At 73.3% G+C, this 17045-nt stretch carries 16 protein-coding genes; 6 read left to right on the top strand and 10 right to left on the bottom strand.

Features of this window, described 5'->3' with window-relative positions:
• The 3 genes from ACZ68P_RS28210 to ACZ68P_RS28220 all read right to left on the bottom strand — a co-directional run bounded on the left by ACZ68P_RS28210 (position 1) and on the right by ACZ68P_RS28220 (position 4551).
• Positions 1-1329: an ABC transporter substrate-binding protein gene (locus ACZ68P_RS28210; protein ID WP_471011023.1), complete on the bottom strand. Its 1329-nt coding sequence runs from the start codon at positions 1327-1329 to the stop codon at positions 1-3.
• Between the two features lies 1 nt (position 1330).
• The gene (locus ACZ68P_RS28215) at positions 1331-3016 is read right to left on the bottom strand and encodes a glycoside hydrolase family 13 protein (protein ID WP_471011025.1); all 1686 of its coding nucleotides are present in this window, start codon (positions 3014-3016) and stop codon (positions 1331-1333) included.
• 260 nt (positions 3017-3276) lie between these two features.
• The gene (locus tag ACZ68P_RS28220) at positions 3277-4551 is read right to left on the bottom strand and encodes an ABC transporter substrate-binding protein (protein ID WP_471011027.1); all 1275 of its coding nucleotides are present in this window, start codon (positions 4549-4551) and stop codon (positions 3277-3279) included.
• Positions 4552-4675: 124 nt separating this feature from the next.
• On the opposite strand from ACZ68P_RS28220, the gene ACZ68P_RS28225 reads away from it, so the two are divergent.
• The 3 genes from ACZ68P_RS28225 to ACZ68P_RS28235 are packed head-to-tail and all read left to right on the top strand — an operon-like array spanning position 4676 to position 8327.
• Positions 4676-5191, top strand: coding sequence for a PadR family transcriptional regulator (locus ACZ68P_RS28225; RefSeq protein ID WP_471011029.1), 516 nt, complete (start codon positions 4676-4678; stop codon positions 5189-5191).
• A complete protein-coding gene (locus tag ACZ68P_RS28230; protein WP_471011030.1) occupies positions 5188-5985 on the top strand; it encodes an ABC transporter ATP-binding protein in 798 nt (265 codons plus the stop codon). Before ACZ68P_RS28225 ends, ACZ68P_RS28230 begins: the two co-directional genes overlap by 4 nt.
• A gap of 2 nt (positions 5986-5987) precedes the next feature.
• Positions 5988-8327, top strand: coding sequence for an ABC transporter permease (locus ACZ68P_RS28235; RefSeq protein ID WP_471011032.1), 2340 nt, complete (start codon positions 5988-5990; stop codon positions 8325-8327).
• A 99-nt stretch (positions 8328-8426) separates the two neighbouring features.
• On the opposite strand, the gene ACZ68P_RS28240 is transcribed toward ACZ68P_RS28235, so the two are convergent.
• The 3 genes from ACZ68P_RS28240 to ACZ68P_RS28250 all read right to left on the bottom strand — a co-directional run bounded on the left by ACZ68P_RS28240 (position 8427) and on the right by ACZ68P_RS28250 (position 10484).
• Positions 8427-8801, bottom strand: coding sequence for a PRC-barrel domain containing protein (locus ACZ68P_RS28240; protein WP_471011034.1), 375 nt, complete (start codon positions 8799-8801; stop codon positions 8427-8429).
• A 209-nt stretch (positions 8802-9010) separates the two neighbouring features.
• Positions 9011-9262 carry a hypothetical protein gene (locus ACZ68P_RS28245; RefSeq protein ID WP_365720915.1) on the bottom strand — a complete coding sequence of 84 codons (252 nt, stop codon included), beginning with the start codon at positions 9260-9262 and terminating at the stop codon, positions 9011-9013.
• A 160-nt stretch (positions 9263-9422) separates the two neighbouring features.
• The gene (locus ACZ68P_RS28250; protein WP_471011037.1) at positions 9423-10484 is read right to left on the bottom strand and encodes an ArsR/SmtB family transcription factor; all 1062 of its coding nucleotides are present in this window, start codon (positions 10482-10484) and stop codon (positions 9423-9425) included.
• Positions 10485-10605: 121 nt separating this feature from the next.
• Here ACZ68P_RS28250 and ACZ68P_RS28255 point away from each other — a divergent pair, with 121 nt between their 5' ends.
• Positions 10606-11118 (top strand): DUF2690 domain-containing protein, encoded by a 513-nt coding sequence (locus tag ACZ68P_RS28255; RefSeq protein ID WP_471011040.1) that lies wholly within the window; start codon positions 10606-10608, stop codon positions 11116-11118.
• A gap of 40 nt (positions 11119-11158) precedes the next feature.
• Here ACZ68P_RS28255 and ACZ68P_RS28260 read toward each other — a convergent pair whose 3' ends face one another.
• The 4 genes from ACZ68P_RS28260 to ACZ68P_RS28275 all read right to left on the bottom strand — a co-directional run bounded on the left by ACZ68P_RS28260 (position 11159) and on the right by ACZ68P_RS28275 (position 14520).
• Positions 11159-11845: a DUF4142 domain-containing protein gene (locus ACZ68P_RS28260; RefSeq protein WP_471011043.1), complete on the bottom strand. Its 687-nt coding sequence runs from the start codon at positions 11843-11845 to the stop codon at positions 11159-11161.
• Positions 11846-12080: 235 nt separating this feature from the next.
• A complete protein-coding gene (locus ACZ68P_RS28265) occupies positions 12081-12419 on the bottom strand; it encodes an STAS domain-containing protein (RefSeq protein WP_471011045.1) in 339 nt (112 codons plus the stop codon).
• Positions 12416-13717, bottom strand: coding sequence for a PP2C family protein-serine/threonine phosphatase (locus ACZ68P_RS28270; RefSeq protein WP_471011046.1), 1302 nt, complete (start codon positions 13715-13717; stop codon positions 12416-12418). The genes ACZ68P_RS28265 and ACZ68P_RS28270 overlap by 4 nt, the downstream gene beginning before the upstream one ends.
• Positions 13718-13719: 2 nt before the next feature.
• Entirely contained in the window at positions 13720-14520 is an 801-nt protein-coding gene (locus ACZ68P_RS28275) for an alpha/beta fold hydrolase (protein ID WP_471011049.1), read from the bottom strand.
• 115 nt (positions 14521-14635) lie between these two features.
• On the opposite strand from ACZ68P_RS28275, the gene ACZ68P_RS28280 reads away from it, so the two are divergent.
• Together ACZ68P_RS28280 and ACZ68P_RS28285 are read left to right on the top strand one after the other, a co-directional pair.
• Positions 14636-15547, top strand: a complete 912-nt coding sequence (locus tag ACZ68P_RS28280) for an endonuclease/exonuclease/phosphatase family protein (protein ID WP_471011052.1) — start codon at positions 14636-14638, stop codon at positions 15545-15547.
• A 413-nt stretch (positions 15548-15960) separates the two neighbouring features.
• The gene (locus ACZ68P_RS28285; protein ID WP_471011055.1) at positions 15961-16923 is read left to right on the top strand and encodes a nucleoside hydrolase; all 963 of its coding nucleotides are present in this window, start codon (positions 15961-15963) and stop codon (positions 16921-16923) included.
• The last annotated feature ends 122 nt before the right edge of the window (positions 16924-17045 follow it).

Below are 17045 nucleotides of genomic sequence, written 5' to 3' on the forward strand. Positions count from 1 at the left end.
TCAGCCCTTGTAGGCCTTGGCCGCGGCGGCTTCGAGCGCGGCCGCGGTTCCGGCCGGGTTCGACGGGTCGCGCAGGAAGTCCTGGAGCAGCTTCCACTCCCCCACGCCCTTGGTGCCGCCGAAGGAGGCCGGGGCCTGGTCGGACATGTCGAAGCGCACCGAGTCCCCCGCGTCGATCAGCGACTTGGCGGTCTGCCGCAGGGTGTCGTCGCCGTAGGCGGCGAGGTCCAGCTTCTTGTTGGGGGAAAGGAATCCGCCGGCCCCGGCCCATACGGCGGCGGCCTCGGGCGTCGCCAGGTACTCGAGGAACGCCGTCGCGGCCTTCTGGTTCTTGCCGTCCTTCAGGACGACGGCGGCGTCACCGCCGCTGACGACGGGGGCCTTGCCGCCCGTGACGGCCGGGAACGGGAAGAAGGTGGCGTCCTGGCCGATCTTCCTGCCGAACTGGTCCTTGGCGATGCCGGCGACGAAGTCGCCCTCGTACACCATGCCGGCCTCGGGCTCGGGGCCGAAGACCTTCTCGACGGAGCCGGGGAAGTCGGTGCCGAGCGCCCCCTTCTGCCCGCCGGCTATCAGCTTCTTGTCGGCGAACAGGGTGCCGAGCGTGGTCAGCGCCTTCACCACGGACGGGTCGGTCCAGCTGATCTCGTGCTTGGCGAGCCGGTCGTACTTCTCGGGGCCGGCCTGGGAGAGGTAGACGTTCTCGAACCAGTCGGTGAGCGTCCAGCCGTCCTCGCCTGCGACAGCGAAGGCGGGCAGGCCGGAGTCGGAGACGGCCTGGCCGCTGCGGAGCATCTCCTCGTACGTCTTCGGCGGCTTGACGCCGGCCTGCTCGAACGCCTCCGGGCTGTACCAGACGGTCGACTTGTGGGCGGCCTTGAAGTACAGGCCGTAGAGCGTCCCGTCGACGCTTCCGTACTCCTTCCATACCGGCGCGTAGTTGGCGTCGACGGCCTTGACGGTCGTCGCGGACAGCGGCTTGAGCCAGTTCTTCTTCGCGAACTGCTGGAGCACGCCGACCTGGGGGACCATGACCACGTCGGGGGCGTTGCCGCCCTCGATCTTGCTGCCGACGACGGTGGAGACGTTGTCGCCGGTCGAGGTGAAGCGGGTCTCGGCCCCGGTCTTCTCGGTGAAGGCGTCGAGCACCTTCTGGAAGTTCTTCTGCTCGGCGCCGGACCAGACACCGGCCACGTTCAGGGTCTGGCCGCCGAGTTCCTTGCCACCGCCGCCGCCCGCGCCGACCGGGCCACCGCCGCAGGCGGTCGCCCCGAGCGCCAGGGTGAGGGCCAAGCAGCAGGCCATCGCCGTACGTCGTCGCATCGTCATGTCATACCTCCGAGGTGGTGTGGTCGCTGATCCACCAGGCGGCGGTGGATCCGGGCAGGACGCCGGCCGGGCAGGGCCCGCTGGCCAGCAGGGGGGCGCCGGAGACCGGTGCGGGCACCGGCGCGGCGGTGAAGTTCACGGCGCAGACGAGGCCCTCGCCGCGCGCGAAGGCCAGGACACCGGGAGGCGCCTCCAGCCAGCGCAGCGTGCCCTCGCCCAGCTGGGGCAGGCCGCGCCGCAGTTGCAGGCCCTCGCGGTACAGGTGCCAGGACGAGCGGGTGTCGGCGAGGGCCCGTTCGGTGGCGTGTTCGGCGAACCAGCCGGGCTGCGGCAGCCACGGCTTGGCGCTCTCGGCGCCGGTGCTGAAGCCGAACGGCGAGGCGTGGCCGGACCACGGCAGCGGGACGCGGCAGCCGTCGCGGATCCGGGCCCGGCTGCCGGTGCGCCGGAAGATGGGGTCGGTGAGCACCTCGTCGGGCAGGTCCACGACCTCCGGGAGGCCCAGCTCCTCGCCCTGGTAGATGTAGGCGGCGCCGGGGAGCGCCAGCATCAGCAGGGCGGCGGCCCGCGCCCGGGCGGCCCCCAGGCCGCTGCCCTCGGTGCCGGACTCTCCGTAGCGGGTGACGGTGCGGACCTGGTCGTGGTTGTTGAGGACCCAGGTGACGGTGGAGCCGGTGCCGGCGATGTCGCGCATCGCCTCGTCGATCACCGCGCGGAAGGAGCCGGCGTCCCAGGGCGCGCCGAGGAGGTCGAAGAAGAAGGCCTGGTGCAGTTCGTCGGGGCGTACGTACGCGGCGTGCTCCCTGGCGTTCGGCACGGAGACCTCGCCGACGAGCAGCCGCTCGCGCCCGTCGCGGGCCGTGTACCGCTCGCACACCGACCGCCAGTGGCGCCAGACGTCGTGCACCTCGGGCTGGTTCCAGGCCAGCGGGTTGACCGAGTCGCGGGCCCGGGCGTCGGCCTCGGGGTCGGCGGAGTCCGGCAGGTCGGGGTGTTTGAAGAGGCCCGCGGCCACGTCGATGCGGAAGCCGTCGACGCCCCGGTCCAGCCAGAAGCGCAGGACGTGCTCGAAGTGGGCGCCCACCTGGGGGTTGCGCCAGTTCAGGTCGGGCTGCTCGGGGGTGAACATGTGGAGGTACCACTGGCCGGGGGTGCCGTCCTCCTCGGTGACCCGGCTCCAGGCGGGACCGCCGAACATGGCGTGCCAGTTGTTGGGCGGCTCGTCACCGCCGGGGCCCCGGCCCTCGGCGAAGTGGAACCGGGCGCGGGCCTCGCTGCCGGGGCCGGCCGCGAGCGCCTCGCGGAACCAGGCGTGCTCGCTGGAGCAGTGGTTGGGGACGATGTCCAGGAGGACCTTGATCCCGAGCCGGTGCGCGTCGGCCACGAGCCGGCCGAACTCCTCCAGGTCGCCGTAGACGGGGTCCACGTCGCAGTAGTCGGCGACGTCGTAGCCGTGGTCGGCCTGCGGCGAGGGGTAGAAGGGGCTCAGCCAGATGCCGTCGACGCCGAGCTTCTTCAGGTAGGCCAGTCCGGCGCGTACGCCGGCGAGGTCCCCGATGCCGTCACCGGTGCTGTCCAGGAAGCTGCGGACGTAGACCTGGTAGATCACCGCGTCGCGCCACCAGGGATGGGCGGAGAGGTGTGTGAGGCGCTGCGCGAGGCCGTCGCCGGCGGAAGCTGTGAGCATCACCCGTTGACCTGTTTCTTCGTGAAGGGTGCGCGCCATCCAGAGCGGATAGCGGTTATGCATGCATGTTAGGTAGACGTGCCAAGCAGGTGTCAACGACTGCGCCGAAACCGGCGGCCTTTGAGAGGGTATGTGCCGTTCCATACCGAAGATCGGCGACGGAGACGCGTCACAGACATAGCTAACGGGTAACTAGAAGCCCCGCCGCCTGCGGCGGACGGGAAAGCCCGCCCCCGGGCCTCGGCGCGCGCCGGGGCGGGTCAGCGGCGGCGGGCGATGGCCGCGAGCTCGCCGGCCAGCCGTCGTACGGCCGCCTCGGGCGTCTGGTGCTGGGCCATGGCGTCGTGCACCACGGCCTGCACGGCCAGGCTGACCTGCTCGTACCGCGGGCTCTTGGGCCGCGGCTTGGCGGCGAGCACGCTCGCGCGGAGCGCGGGCAGATAGGGGAACCGCCGCACCAGCGCCGGGTCGCCGTACAGCGCGGCCCGCACGGGCGGCAGCGCGCCCTCGGTCAGCACGCGCCGCTGCACCCGCTCGCTCGTGAGGTAGGCGACGAGATCGCGCGCCGAGTCCGGATGGCGCGCGTGGCTGCTCACCGCCAGGTTCGATCCGCCGAGCACGCTGGTGCCCGGCCCGTCGGGGCCGGGCAGGGGCACGGCGCCGAACCTCCCCGCCACCCGGGAGTCCGGGCCGGAGGCCCCCGCGTAGGCGTAGGGCCAGTTGCGCAGGAAGAGCAGCCGGCCGTCCTGGAACGCCTTCCGGGACTCCTCCTCCGTGTACGTCAGCGCCTCCCGGGGGATCCAGCCGTCGCGCACACCGCGGGCCAGGAACCCGACCCCGGCGCGTGCGGCCGCCGACTCCACCGTGACCCGCTCGCCCTCGTCGCCGAGGATGGTGCCGCCCGCGGAGTACACGGCCTCGGCGGCGTTGACGGTCAGCCCCTCGTAGGGCAGGAACTGCCCGGCGTATCCGCCGAGCCCGTGCCGGGGCGCGATCGTGCGCGCCTGGCGCTCCAGTTCGGCCCAGGTCCGCGGCGGCCTCTCGCCCTCGCGGTCGAGCACGTCCTTGCGGTAGAAGAGCATGCCGGCATTGGTGACGTACGGGACGGCGTACAGCCGCCCTTCGTACGTCGCCGTGTCCACGACCGGTCGCAGGAAGCCGTCGAGCGGGATCCTCGTCCGGTCCACGGGGGCGATCCACCCGGCGGCGGCGAACTCCGTCGTCCAGGCCACGTCGATGTTGAGGACGTCGAACCGGCCCTCGCCGGACCGCAGATCGGTGATCATCTGCGCGCGGGTCTCGTCCGCCGAGTCGGGCAGCTCCACCAGCGTGACGCGTTCGCCCGGATGCTCCCGGTTCCATCCGTCGAGCACCCGGCCCAGATAGCCCGTGAGGTCCCCGGCCGTGGCCAGGGTCATCGGGCCGCGCCCTCCCCCGCGCTCCCCGGCCGCGGGGGAGGCCCCGGACGTGACGTATCCGGTCAGAACGATCATGGTGACCAGGAGACCCCTACCGGCGGCACGCATCCACCGCATAGGTTCCTCCCTGTACACCGGCGCAGGACCTCGGCGTCCGGCGTCTCGGGCATGTATACCCGTTAGGCATGGGCGATACTAGAGCCCACATCACATCGGGAGCCGGCGGAGGAGGACAGCACGAGTGCGCCTTCCGCTCCTCGCCCTCCTGGCACGGGGGCCCGCCCACGGCTACGAGCTCAAGCAGGACCTTGAGCAACTCCTGGGCGCCGCGTACCCTCCCACCAACGTCGGCCAGATCTACGTGACGCTCGGCCGGCTGGAGAAGTCCGGCCTCATCGAGGGCGAGGAGATCGCCCAGGAGAGCCGGCCCAACAAGAAGATCTACCGCCTCACCGACGCCGGGCAGGAAGCGCTGCGCGCCTGGTTCGAGGAGACGGCCGACGAGCCGAGGGTCCGGGACGAGTTCTTCATGAAGCTCGCCCTCGCCCCGAGGACCGGTCTCGCCGACCAGATCGCCCTCATCAACAAACAGCGACGCGAGTACCTCAACACCATGCGCAACCTGTCCAAGCTGGCCGCGACCGAAGACCGGGGCAACCGCATCTCCCACCTGCTGATCGAGGGCGCCATGCTGCATCTCCAGGCCGATCTCGACTGGCTGGAGCGCTGCCAGGAGGAACTGGAGGACCTGCGGTGACGGACGCCTCCGCGATACCCCCGATACCGGCCGCTCCCGGCGGATCCGCCGCGCCGCTGCTGCGGGCCGAGGGCCTCGGCAAGACCCATCACGGCGAGGGCGCCCCCGCCCATGCCGTACGCGGTGTCGACCTAACCGTGCGGCACGGCGAGTTCGTCGCCATCACCGGCCCCTCGGGCGCCGGGAAGTCCACACTGCTGCACCTCCTCGGCGGCCTCCAGCGCCCCGACACCGGCTCCCTCTGGCTCGACGGCGAGTGCACGGACGGCTACAGCGAGGCCCGGTGGGCCGTCGAGCGGCGCCGCCGCATCGGCATCGTCTTCCAGTTCTTCAACCTCGTCTCCAACCTCACCGTCGCTGACAACGTCGAACTCCCCGCCCTGCTGGCCGGGGCCTCCGCCCGGCGGGCCCGGACCGAGCGGGAGACGCTCCTCGCCGAGCTCGGCCTGGAGGGCAAGGCGCGCAGCATGCCCGGAGAGCTGTCCGGCGGCGAGCAGCAGCGCGTCGCCCTGGCCCGGGCCCTGGTCAACCATCCGCGCCTGCTCCTCGCCGACGAGCCGGCCGGAAGCCTCGACAGCAAGGGCACGCGCGAGGTGATGCGGCTGCTGACCCGCTTCCACCAGCGCGGGCAGAGCATCGTCCTCGTGACCCACGACGCGCGGCTCGCGAGCGCGGCGGACCGGGTGATCAGCTTCTTCGACGGCCGCATCGCCGACGACGCGGAGCTCGGCGGCACGCCGCCGCGCGGCACCGGCCTGTCCGGCGTCCTCGCGCTGAACGAACTGAAGGACTGACCGTGCGGGCCATGCTGCGCTGGGCGCACGCCGATCTGCGGACGCATCGGGGCGAGGCGCTGTTCCTCGTCGCCGCCACGGCCGGCATCGTCGCCTCGCTGCTGCTCGCGACCGCCCTCTTCGGGTACGCCACCAACCCCTGGCAGCGGGTCTTCACCCAGTCCCACGGCGCGCACGTGTGGATCCACACGGGGCCCGCCGCCGACACCGGGCGACTCGCCGCGCTCGACGGTGTCTCCGCCGTCTCCGGCCCGTACCGCACGGCCACCACGACCGTCGCCTCGCGCGGCGCCCGGGCCAGCGCCGAACTCCGGGCGGTGGCCGGCCACCCTCCCGCGACCGACCCGGCGGCGGCCGGTCACCCCGCCACCGGACGTCCCCTGACGACGTCCGGCCGCTGGCTCGACCCCGCCGTGCCGGACGGCGTGGTCCTCGAAGCGGGCCTCGCACGCGCCCTGTGGGCCGAACCCGGCGACCGCCTCACCCTGCCCGGACGTACCGTCACCGTCCTCGGCGTCGCCGACACAGCCGAGCGCCGCTACCGCCCCGGGGAGCGGCCCGGCACCATCTGGGCCCTGCCACGGGCGGTGCCCCAGGACCGTACCGGCGGTCAGGTCGTCGCGCTCCGGCTCGACGATCCGGAGGACACCGACTACGCCGTCCAGCGGGTCGTCACCACGCTCGGCGCGGGCGCCGTGACCGACGTCTCCACCTGGCAGCAGGCCCGCGCCGAGGCGCAGGGCGACACGCGGCTGCTCGGCCAGGTCCTCGGACTCTTCGGTGTGGGCGCGCTCGTCGCCGCCGCGCTTGCGGTGTTCGGTGCGATCAGCACGCGCGTCCGTGGCCATCTGCGGGACATCTCCGTCCTCAAGGCGGTCGGGTTCACGCCCGGCCAGGTGGTCCGGATCTTCCTCGTCCAGCACCTGGCGTTCGCCGTCCTCGGGGCCGCGCTGGCCGTGCTGCTCGTCCGGAGCTCGGGCGGCCGCCTGCCCGGCAGGCTCGGCGACGCGGTCGAGGTCTGGCAGGGGCTTCCGGGCCATCTCCCGGCCCTGCTGCTCGTCCCCGTCGCGGCGGTGCTGTTCATCGGCGCGGCCACGTGCCTGGCCGCCTGGCGGGCCGGCCGCGTGCCGCCCGTACCGGTGCTGCCGTCCAGCGGTCCGGTACGGGCGTCGCGCAGGCCGGCGTCGGGACTGGGGCTCTCCCGGGCGGCGAGGAAGGCGCTCGGGCTGCGCGTCCCGGCGGCTCTCGTCCTCGGCTGGCACCAGGCCTTCGGACGCGGGCGCCGCGCCCCGGCGACCGTCGTCCGCCTCGCCCTGCCCCTGCTGCTGATCACGGTGGCACTCGGCGCCTGGACGACCATCGAGCGGTTCGAGAGCCGTCCTGAGCAGCTCGGTCTGGCCGCCGCGCTCACCGCCCGCCCCGACGGGACCCTCACCGACGCCGAGACGACCGCCCTCCTCGAGAACGACCCCGGCGTCGCCGCCGCCCACCCCGGCCTGGAGGTCGCCGCCCTGGTCCCGGGCCAGACCGGCACCATCGCCCTGCGCGGCGTCGGCACCAGGGCGGAGCCCTACCCGTTCTCCGTCGCCGAGGGCCGCCCGGCCCACGGCCGTGACGAGGCGGTCGCCGGGCAGGGCCTGCTGGACCTGCTCGACGCCCGCGTCGGCGACTGGGTGCGGCTGACCGTCGGCGGCCACCCGCAGGTCCTGCATATCGTCGGCCGCAGCATCGAGCCCGAGAACGGCGGCCGGGTGATCTCGACGTCGCTCGACACCCTGCGCGAGAACGACCCCTCCCTGCGCCCCTCGCTCTACCAGCTCCGCCTGCGGCCCGGCGCCGACGCGCCCGCCGTGCGCGATCACCTCGCCGACGCCTCCCGGGGGCGGCTGGACATCCGCGAGGTCACCAGCCCCGCCGACCACCTCTCCGCGCTGCGCGGGGTCGTCGCCGGTCTGATCGCCGTCCTGGCGCTGATCGGCCTCACGGAGCTGTCCACCACGATCGGCGGCAGCGTACGGGACGGCGGCCGGGACCTGATCGCGCTGAAGGCCATCGGCCTGTCCCCGCGCCAGATCACCACGGTCACCGTCAGCGCGGTCGGCTGCACCGCCCTCGCCGCCGCCCTCGCGGGCACGGCACTCGGGGTCCCCTTCGCCCACTGGCTGATCGACCACGAGGCCCGGGCCGTCGGCATCGGCGCGGGCATCGCGCACGCCCCTCCGCTCCCCTACCTCGCGGCTCTCGCCCTGGGGGCCGTCGCGGGCGCGATCGCCCTCGCCGTCCTGCCCGCGGCCCGCGCCACCCGCCACCGCCTCGCGGACACCCTCAGCGCGATCGCGTGAGCCCCGGCCGGTGGCCGGGCGGGGCTGTTCCGTGCCACCACGCCGCGAGGCGGCTCCCGCAGCAGGTGCGGGAGCCGCCTCGTCGTGCCGGGCCGAGGGTCAGACGGGGCTCGGCCCGCCCCCGAAGGGGCCGCCCGTCCGGTAGTGCACGGCGATCTCCTCGCGGTACTGCTGATCGGCGAGGTGCTTGTCGGCGTGGAACTCCGGCGCGTCCTTGATCTGTTCCTTGGTCAGGCCGAGGTGGACCGAGTGCCCCTCCAGGTCGATCCGGGTCACCGTGCTCGCCGGGAGCAGCACCTCCTTGCCGAAGATCCACACCCCGGTGTCGACCACCAGGTAGGCGTCACCGACCTCGTCGGAGTGCTTGTCGACCTTCCCGATGTGCCCGTCGGTCGCCTCGACCCGCCATCCGGTCAGGTCGGTGCCCACCAGATGACCGAACGCCTCCCCGTAGCTCCACACGTTCTCCGCCATGCCGATCCTCCTCCGTCTCGGACGTCCTCCTGAGGCCCGTCACTCGCCACGGCCTCAGCCGGGTCGCGGGGGGCGCGGCCGCCGCGACCGAGGAGGACCGCCTGCCCCGCGGACCGGGACCCACACCCCCGGGCCCCGACTCGGCGCGGCACGGCCGTCGAGGCGGGGCCGAGGCACATGACCGCCCCGGCGAGGTGGCCGCAGCCCGCCTACCGGCCCGTCACCTCGGTGATCCAGCGCTCCAGCGCCGCCCTGTCGGTGGGAGAGGCGTACTCCTTGGCGTACTGCAGGACGATGTCGTAGAGGGCGCCCTCCAGGTGCTGCTGCTCCTCGAACCGGCGGATGACCGCACGGGAGAACTCCCCGACGGAGCTGTCGCCCCGCTCCTCGGCCTTCGCCGCGGCGTCGTGGAAGGCGGCCGCGACGAGCAGGTGCGCTGTCGCCTCGTCCTCGGGGGTCACCGGCGGGCTCCGGGGACACGGAGCGGGGACGTGCTCGGCACGCCCCCGCGCGCGAAGGGACGGGCGTCGTTCCCCACGGACTCGCTCATGCCAGGTGTTGCCTCTCCCCTGCCGGATGTGGCGGCTCTCGAGGAGAAGCCATATCCGAAACACGACCGAGTCATGCCGTCGTCCCGGCATCGATCTCCCGGCGGGTGCCCGGCCGGGGAGCACGCGCGGGCGGGCCGGGAGCGGTCCGGCGCGCTCGTCCCGCCTCGCGCAGCAGCGCCGCCCCGAGGGGGGTGAGCGTGTGCAGGACGTGGGCGGCGACGCGCTCGCTCGCGATGAGCCCCGCGTCGCGCAGGGCGCGGGTGTGGAAGCTGACGGTCGTCGGTGAGACGCCGGCCGCCCTGGCGGCCTCGGTCGAGGTCACGCCGTACGCGGACGCGCGCAGGACCGCCGTCCGCGTGCGCCCGAGGAGCGCGTCGAGCGCGTGTGGCCCGTCGCCGTGCGCCGGATCGGGCGGGGCCCTGTGGAGCAGGGGGTAGACCAGGACCGGGGGCAGGCCCGGGTCCGCGAGGGTCACCGGGCTGTGCCAGTCGAAGTAGGACGGGAGGAGGACGAGGCCGCGGCCGTTCAGGTGCAGGTCACCTCCGACCATGTGGTGCTCCACCTCCAGCACCGGGGGCCGCCAGTTCATGCGCGGCGCGAAGCCGGCCAGCAGCCCCTCGGCGCCGCCGTCCAGCCAGGCGCGTGCCCGTACCGCCCGGTCGGCGTCGATGCGGGCCTGCATCCGGTCTTCGTACGGCTTGATGGCCGTCTCGTGGTACGCCCGCAACGCGTCCGCCAGCGTGCGGCGCTGCTCCGGTTCGGCGAGGCACGGCAGCCAGGGGTGGCGGTCGGCGTCGGGGACCAGCGCCACCTCGCGGAGCACCCGGTCCCGCGGCGTCGCCAGGATCGCCTCCAGACCGGCCGCCAGGCCCTCCTGCGCTTCCGGGGGTGTGAGGAAGTCGGGGTAGTAGGCCGCGCGCGGGAACGCGGGGAGCAGCAGGGATCTCACCGTGGGCGCGAGGCCGGACTCGGTCAGCCGCCGCGCCGTCGACCGGTACCAGCCGGAGTAGGCCCACCTGCCGCACCGTGTCTGGAACCGGTGCAGGCTCGACGCGATCTCCCACAGCGGGTCGGGTCGCCGGGCGACGCGCGTCCGGGCGAGGTCGACCTCGGTGAAGTGGATCCGGAGCAACGAATTCCCCCTCGCGGCCTGCGCACTTCGAGCCTGCTCGCAGAGTCTGGGGCCCACCGGGAGCCGCTGGCAAGATGGCCGCGTTCCGCACCTGCGGAAGATGACACAAGGGGGCAATTCCATGCAGAGAGTGCGTGTCAAGGCGCTGGTGAGCGCGCTGACCCTGACGGCGGCGACGGGCGGCGTGTGGCTGGGACTGGCGACACCCGCCCAGGCGGCCACCTGTTCCTGGTACGCCGGGCAGACCGGGACCTCCTCCAACTGCGACAACAAGGACCCCGACACCCTCGCCGCGTCCTGCGGCGGGCAGACCATCCACTCCACGCGCCTCAAGCGCAGTTACGACGGTGCCGCCACCGGCCCCCTGCTCGAACTGCGCTACAGCTCGAGCTGCCGCACGGTCTGGGGGCGCTTGACCGGCGCCTGGGGTACCGACTACGACCAGGCCGGCTGCACCGTCACGGTGCACCGCAACTCCGACGGCCAGGAGTACTCGCGCAGCCCCGCGTTCGGGGCCACGAACGCCACGGTGTGGTCGAACACCGTCTACGACGCGGGAGTGACCGCGTACGTCAGGGCGAACTGCGACACGGGCCCTGGCTACCAGTACAGCGGGCAGACCGCCGGTTACTGACCTTCCGGAGCGGCGGACGGGGCATGCCGGGTCTCCGTCGTCACCTGCCCGCGTTGTTGCGCCGCCGGGCGACCAGGAGCCACAGGCCGGCGCCCGCCAGGACGGCTCCGCCCGTCAGGGCCACCGTGCCGAGGACGAGGTGATCGTCGACGACCGCCGCGAGGTGGCCGCCGCTGCCCGCGTCAATCGTCTTCGGCTCCGCGACGCCGTGGCAGGTGCCGCCGCGGACCATGTCCAGGTGCATGGCGATGACCGGCCGCGCGACGCGGGCGGCGGCGACGACCTGCGCGTTGTCGCCCTGGGCGATCTCCTCGTCGATCAGGGCGAGCGCCCGGGTGTGTCCTGCGGCCTGGTCGGCCAGCCACGCGGTGTCGTAGGCCGCCGTGCCCGCCTTGGCCCGGACGGCCTCGAGCTTCCGGCGGTCCTCGGGGGCGGGAGAGTCGGGCAGGGAGACACCGAGTTCCTTCGCAAGGCCCACCAGGCCCGCGTCCAGCTGGGTGTGGTCGCGTACGAGCGCGGCGCCGACGGCCTTGACGCAGGCGGTGGTGGCGTTCTTCCGGGCGTCCTCGCCCGCGGCGATCTCGGCGAGGTCCACCCGGTGCCCCGTCCGCACGAAGGAGGCGTCCTGGTCCCCGACGGGCGCGGCCGACGCCGGGGGCGCGCACAGGACGCCCGTGGCGGCTATGACGAGGGCGGTCGTCGCGAGCTGGTTTCGCATGGTCCGCATGGGTACGTCCTTTCGCCTCCGGGTCTGCCGGCGGCACGAGGGGAGGGTGCCCTTTAGCACCCGCCCCTCATATGTCCCGCCTCGACACGCCGCCTTCGCGCCGGAGGACCGATTTCACCGCAAAGGGTGACCGCCGTCAGGGTGCGGGCGGTGTCCGGGCAGGGGAAGGCGGCCCGGAGCGGCCGGACGACCACGGAGTGCGCGGGCGGTCCCGGCGCGGCCTTGGGGCCGAGCCTCAGGGGCGGGTGGCCGCGTCGCTCTCGGCGTACAGGGTGAAGACCTGGTCCAGTCCCACGATGCGCAGGATCCGCAGGGTGTTGTCCGGTACGGCGGCCAGGGCCATGTCGGCCTGAGCGGCCTGGGCGTGGTTGCGGGCCGCGAGGAGGACGGTGATGCCGCTGGAGTCGCAGAATTCCATCCCGGCGAGGTCCAGGACCAGGCGCTGCCCCGGCTGGAGCACGAGCGCGGTGACCTGCCGCCTCAGTTCGGCGGCACTGGAGTAGTCCAGCTCACCGGCGACCTCCAGGACAGGGCCGGTGGCGGCGGAGCGGAAGGTGATCTTCAGGGGTGTCATGAGGGGTTCTTCGTCACGGGGCCGGAGGCCGGATGGGTCGGGCGGGGTATGCCGAGGGCGAGCAGGGCGGTGTCGTCGTCGAGGCCGTCGCCGAAGCCGGCGAGCAGCTCGGTGAGCGCCTCGATCAGGCGGTGCGCGGGCCGGCCGGCGTGGCCGGTCGCGAACTCCCGCAGGGCCTCGTCCCCGTACAGATGGGTGCGGCTCGCGCCGGTACGGGCTTCGGTGAGGCCGTCGGTGTACAGCAGGATGCTGTCGCCGGGGCCGAGCGTGGTGACGGCGGTGACGAAGTTCGGCTCGGCGACGACTCCCACGAGCAGACCGCCGGGGGTGCGGAGGTAGTCGCAGGTCCCGTCGGCGCGCAGGACGAGCGCGGGGGGATGGCCGCCGGAGGCGAGGCGGACCGTGGCGTCGCCGCTCACCGGATCGGGTTCGAGGATGCCGAAGATCGCGGTGCAGTAGCGGGGGTCGCCTCCGCTGTAGCGCTCGTGGAGGACGGTGTTCAGCGTGGTCAGGGCGGCGACGGGGTCGGGCGTGTGGAGAGCCGCCGCCCGCAGTGTGTAGCGGGTCAGCGAGGTGACCGCGGCGGCCTCGGGCCCCTTGCCGCAGACGTCGCCGAGGAAGAACGCCCAGCGTTTCCCGTCGATGGCGAAGATGTCGTAGAAGTCGCCGCCCAGCCGGTCGGGGGAAGCGGTGTGGTAGTGCGCGGCGGCCTCTATGCCGGGCACCGTCGGCAAGGAGTCGGGGAGGAGCGACTTCTGCAGGACGGCGAGCGCGTCCTGCAGCCTGGCGCGGTCGGCCTCGGCCTGCCTCACCGCCCGCTCGGCCGCCTTGCGTGCCCGCAGGAGCTCTTCCTCGTAGGCGCGGCGGTCGTGGCCGTCGAAGACGGTGGTGCGGATCAGGAGCGGCTCGCCCGACGCGCCGTGCTTGACGACGGAGGAGAGGAGCACGGGCATGCGTCCGCCGCCGGTCCGCTTGATCTCCAGGGCGATGCCGTTGAGTCTGCCCTGCATCCGCAGCAGGGGCGCGAAGTGCGTCTCGTGGTAGAGCTTGCCGCCCACGGTCAGCAGGTCGGTGAACCTCATCCGGCCCACCACGGCCTCGCGGTCGAGGCCGAGCCAGCCCAGCAGCGTGGCGTTGATCTTGACGATGGTCCCGTCCATCAGCGTGGAGAGGTAGCCGCACGGCGCGCTCTCGTACAGCTCTTCCGCGCCGTCCTCGAGCAGGGCGGCGAAAGCCGCGTCACCCACGCGTTCGCCGCTGGTTTCGTACGGTCCGGGGCCCTGGCCGATGGGGCACACCTTTACAGGCCGGACAGGAAGGTGCGGATGGCCTCGTTGGTGGCCTCGGGCGCGGACATGTGCGGGCAGTGACCCGTGGCGTCCAGCGTGACGAGCCGCGACCCGGCGATCGCGCGGTGGACGTAGGCTCCGACCTCGCGCGGGGCGATGACGTCCTGGGTGCAGTCCAGCACCAGCGTGGGCACGCCGACCGTCTTGAGGTCCTCGCGGGAGTCCGACAGGAAGGTCGTGCGGGCGAAGGCCCTGGCCATGTCGGGGTCCGTGGCGCAGAAGCTGTTGGTCAGCTCTTCGCCCAGCTCGGGCCGGTCCGGGTTCCCCATGATGACCGGCGCCATGGCGGAGGACCATCCGAGATAGTTCGACTCCAGGGACACCAGCAGTTCGTCGATGTCCTCGGCGCTGAAACCGCCGCGGTAGTCGAGATCGTCGATGTACCGGGGGGACGGGGCGACCATGATCAGAGATCCGATGCGTTCGGGCGCCCTGGCGGCGGCCAGGACGCCGATCATGGCGCTGACCGAGTGCCCGACGAACGCCGCTCCCCGCAGGTCGAGCGCCTCGCAGACCTCGACCACGTCCTGGGCGTAGCCGTCCAGGCTCGCGTAACGCTCGGCCGAGAAGGCGGACAGATCGGAACGTCCCGCACCGACGTAGTCGAAGAGCACGACGCGGTAGTCGTCGGCGAGGGCGGGCACGGTGAGCCGCCACATGTTCTGATCGCACCCGAACCCGTGCGCCAGCACCACCACCGGCCCACGCGGGTTTCCCGTGACCGTGACGTTGTTCCTGCGCAAGATGTCCATGCCCGCCATACTGCCAGCCACACCTCGACGGGGTGACCCGGGTGCCGTCGAGGGGAGGGCCTCCGACCTCGACGACGTGCGCCCCGCCCTTGCCATCGACACCGGAGAACGGCGTATGCGCCCGAACGCGTTCCGCAGGTTACGTTTCGTCCTCGCCGTCGCCGGTCTCCTCGGGGCGGCCGTGCCCGCCGCCGTGGCCGGCGGCCGGTCCGGCCCTCCCGTGCCCCCGGGCGGCCAGGAGACGGTCCGCGCGATGACGTACAACATCCATGCCGGTGCCGGGCACGACGGGCGGCTCGATCTGGAGCGCACCGCCGGGACGATCGAGGCGGCCCGTCCCGACGTCGTCGCCCTGCAGGAGGTCGACGTCCACTGGGGTGAGCGCAGCGCGTGGCAGGACCAGGCGGCGATGCTGGCCGAGCGTCTGGACATGGGAGTGTTCTTCGGGCACATCTACGACCTCCCCGGCGTCACGCCCCAGTCCCCCAGACGGCGGTTCGGAGTGGCGCTCCTCAGTCGGCTTCCCGTCCTGGCCGCCGAGAACCACGAGCTGACCCGCCTGTCCACGCAGGAGCGGAACGCCGAGCCCGCGCGGGCGCCGGGTTTCCCGGAGATCACGGTCGATCTGCGGGGCACGCGCCTGCACGTGTACGGCACACACCTCGACTACCGCGACGACCCCTCGGTCCGGGAGACGCAGATCGCCGACACCCTGCGGATCCTCGGCCAGGACGGCGACGACCCCCAGCTGCTGCTCGGCGACTTCAACGCCGAGCCCACCGCGCCGGAACTCGCCCCGCTGTGGGGCCGCATGACCGATGCCTGTGCCGTCGCCGGTCCCTGCGCGAAGACGTATCCTGCGCGCGACCCGGTCAAGTACCTCGACTACGTGACCGCCTCGACCGGGATCCGCCCCTTCCACGTGGAGGTTCCGGAGTCGTCGGCGTCCGACCACCGGCCGGTCGTCGCCGACCTGACGGTGCCACGCCCGGAGCCACGCGGCCGGCCTCGTCCGCCGGCAGGGTGAGCCGTGCTCGCCCCGGGGCCGGATCCGGGCCGTCGGGGAGCCCGGACCTTCGTCGGAGCCGGGCCTTCGGGGAGTCCTGGCCTTGCCTGGATCCGCGCCTTCGTCAGGTCCGGGCCTTCCCCGGGTCCGGGCCTTCCCCGTGTCCGGCCCTTCCTCCGTGTCCGCGCCTTCGTCGGGCGCTGTCCCTCACCGTGCCGCCCGGCGGCGGGTCACCCGGACGGCCCCGACCGCCCACGCCGTCTCGGCCGGCCGCCCTCGGACCGGGCCCCGGGCCGGCGGGGTGGACCCGACGGCGGTACGCCGACGTGCGGGCGAGGATGCGGGAGCGGGCGGGCGGGGGCTGTATAGGGTCACGTGCGTACGCGCGGGGACGAAGGCCCGGAGAGACGTCGCAGGAGAGAAGGAGCGTTGCCGTGACTGGTCAGCCCATCCCGGTCGTCATCGACTGCGACACGGGTGTCGACGACGCCCTGGCCCTGCTGTTCGCCGTACGCCACCCCGGACTCGACGTACGCGCGGTGACCTGCGTGGCCGGGAACACCGACCTGGACGGGGTGGTTCGCAACACGCTGACCGTGCTGGAGCAGGCGGGCGCGGGTGACATCCCGGTCGCGCGGGGCGCCGACCGTCCCCTGATCGAGCCGGTGCGGAGGGCCCGGCACGTGCACGGGCAGGACGGGATGGGCGACCTCGGTCTGCCCGCGCCGACCCGCAGACCGGTCGACGTGGACGCGGTCACGCTGCTGGGCCGCGAGATCCTCGCGTCGCCGAGGCCGGTGACCGTGGTCCCCACGGCGCCGCTGACGAACATCGCGCTGCTGTTGCGCACCCACCCGGAGGTGGTGCGCAACATCGAGCGGATCGTCTTCATGGGCGGGGCGGTGGCGACGGGGAACGCCACCCCGGTCGCTGAGTTCAACGTGTGGCACGACCCGGAGGCGGCCGCGATCCTGCTCACGGCCGGGGTGCCGATCACGATGTACGGGCTGGACGTCTTCAAGCAGGTACTCGTGCCCGCCGCCGACGTCCACCGGCTGCGCGCCAGCGGCGAGCCCCGTCTGCGGCTGGCGGGCGAACTTCTCGCCCACCGCGACCCGGCGACCTCCGGCGACCCCACTCCGACCGGCGGGCTCGGTGACGCGGGCGCGGTCTGCGCGGTCGTCGACCCGGAGGGGATCACCACGGAGTCGCTGCCGGTGGAGGTCAGCCTCGCCCCGGGCCCCACCCGGGGCCAGACGATCGTCGACCGGCGCCCCCGCCCGGGCGAGTCCGAGATCCACGGGGGCGTCCGCGAACAGCCGCTGGTGGACGTGGCGTTGGGCGTGGACGTGGAACGGTACGTGAGCCTCTGGCTCACCACGGTCGAGAAGCCGTGACGACCGGTCCGACGCCCCGCCCGGCCTGGTGGTGGTGACGGCCTGCTCGACGCCCCGCCCGGCCTCGGGGTGGTGACGGCCGGTTCTCCACCCCGCCCTGGCTGTCAGTGGTGACGAGGAGA

It is taken from the genome of Streptomyces sp. NPDC036822, from assembly GCF_055609145.1.

Coding starts and splice junctions, on each gene's coding strand:
- ACZ68P_RS28210 (WP_471011023.1), bottom strand. CDS start 1,329: ATGACGATGCGACGACGTACGGCGATGGCCTGCTGCTTGGCCCTCACC.
- ACZ68P_RS28215 (WP_471011025.1), bottom strand. CDS start 3,016: ATGCTCACAGCTTCCGCCGGCGACGGCCTCGCGCAGCGCCTCACACAC.
- ACZ68P_RS28220 (WP_471011027.1), bottom strand. CDS start 4,551: ATGCGGTGGATGCGTGCCGCCGGTAGGGGTCTCCTGGTCACCATGATC.
- ACZ68P_RS28240 (WP_471011034.1), bottom strand. CDS start 8,801: ATGGCGGAGAACGTGTGGAGCTACGGGGAGGCGTTCGGTCATCTGGTG.
- ACZ68P_RS28255 (WP_471011040.1), top strand. CDS start 10,606: ATGCAGAGAGTGCGTGTCAAGGCGCTGGTGAGCGCGCTGACCCTGACG.
- ACZ68P_RS28260 (WP_471011043.1), bottom strand. CDS start 11,845: ATGCGGACCATGCGAAACCAGCTCGCGACGACCGCCCTCGTCATAGCC.
- ACZ68P_RS28265 (WP_471011045.1), bottom strand. CDS start 12,419: ATGACACCCCTGAAGATCACCTTCCGCTCCGCCGCCACCGGCCCTGTC.
- ACZ68P_RS28275 (WP_471011049.1), bottom strand. CDS start 14,520: ATGGACATCTTGCGCAGGAACAACGTCACGGTCACGGGAAACCCGCGT.
- ACZ68P_RS28280 (WP_471011052.1), top strand. CDS start 14,636: ATGCGCCCGAACGCGTTCCGCAGGTTACGTTTCGTCCTCGCCGTCGCC.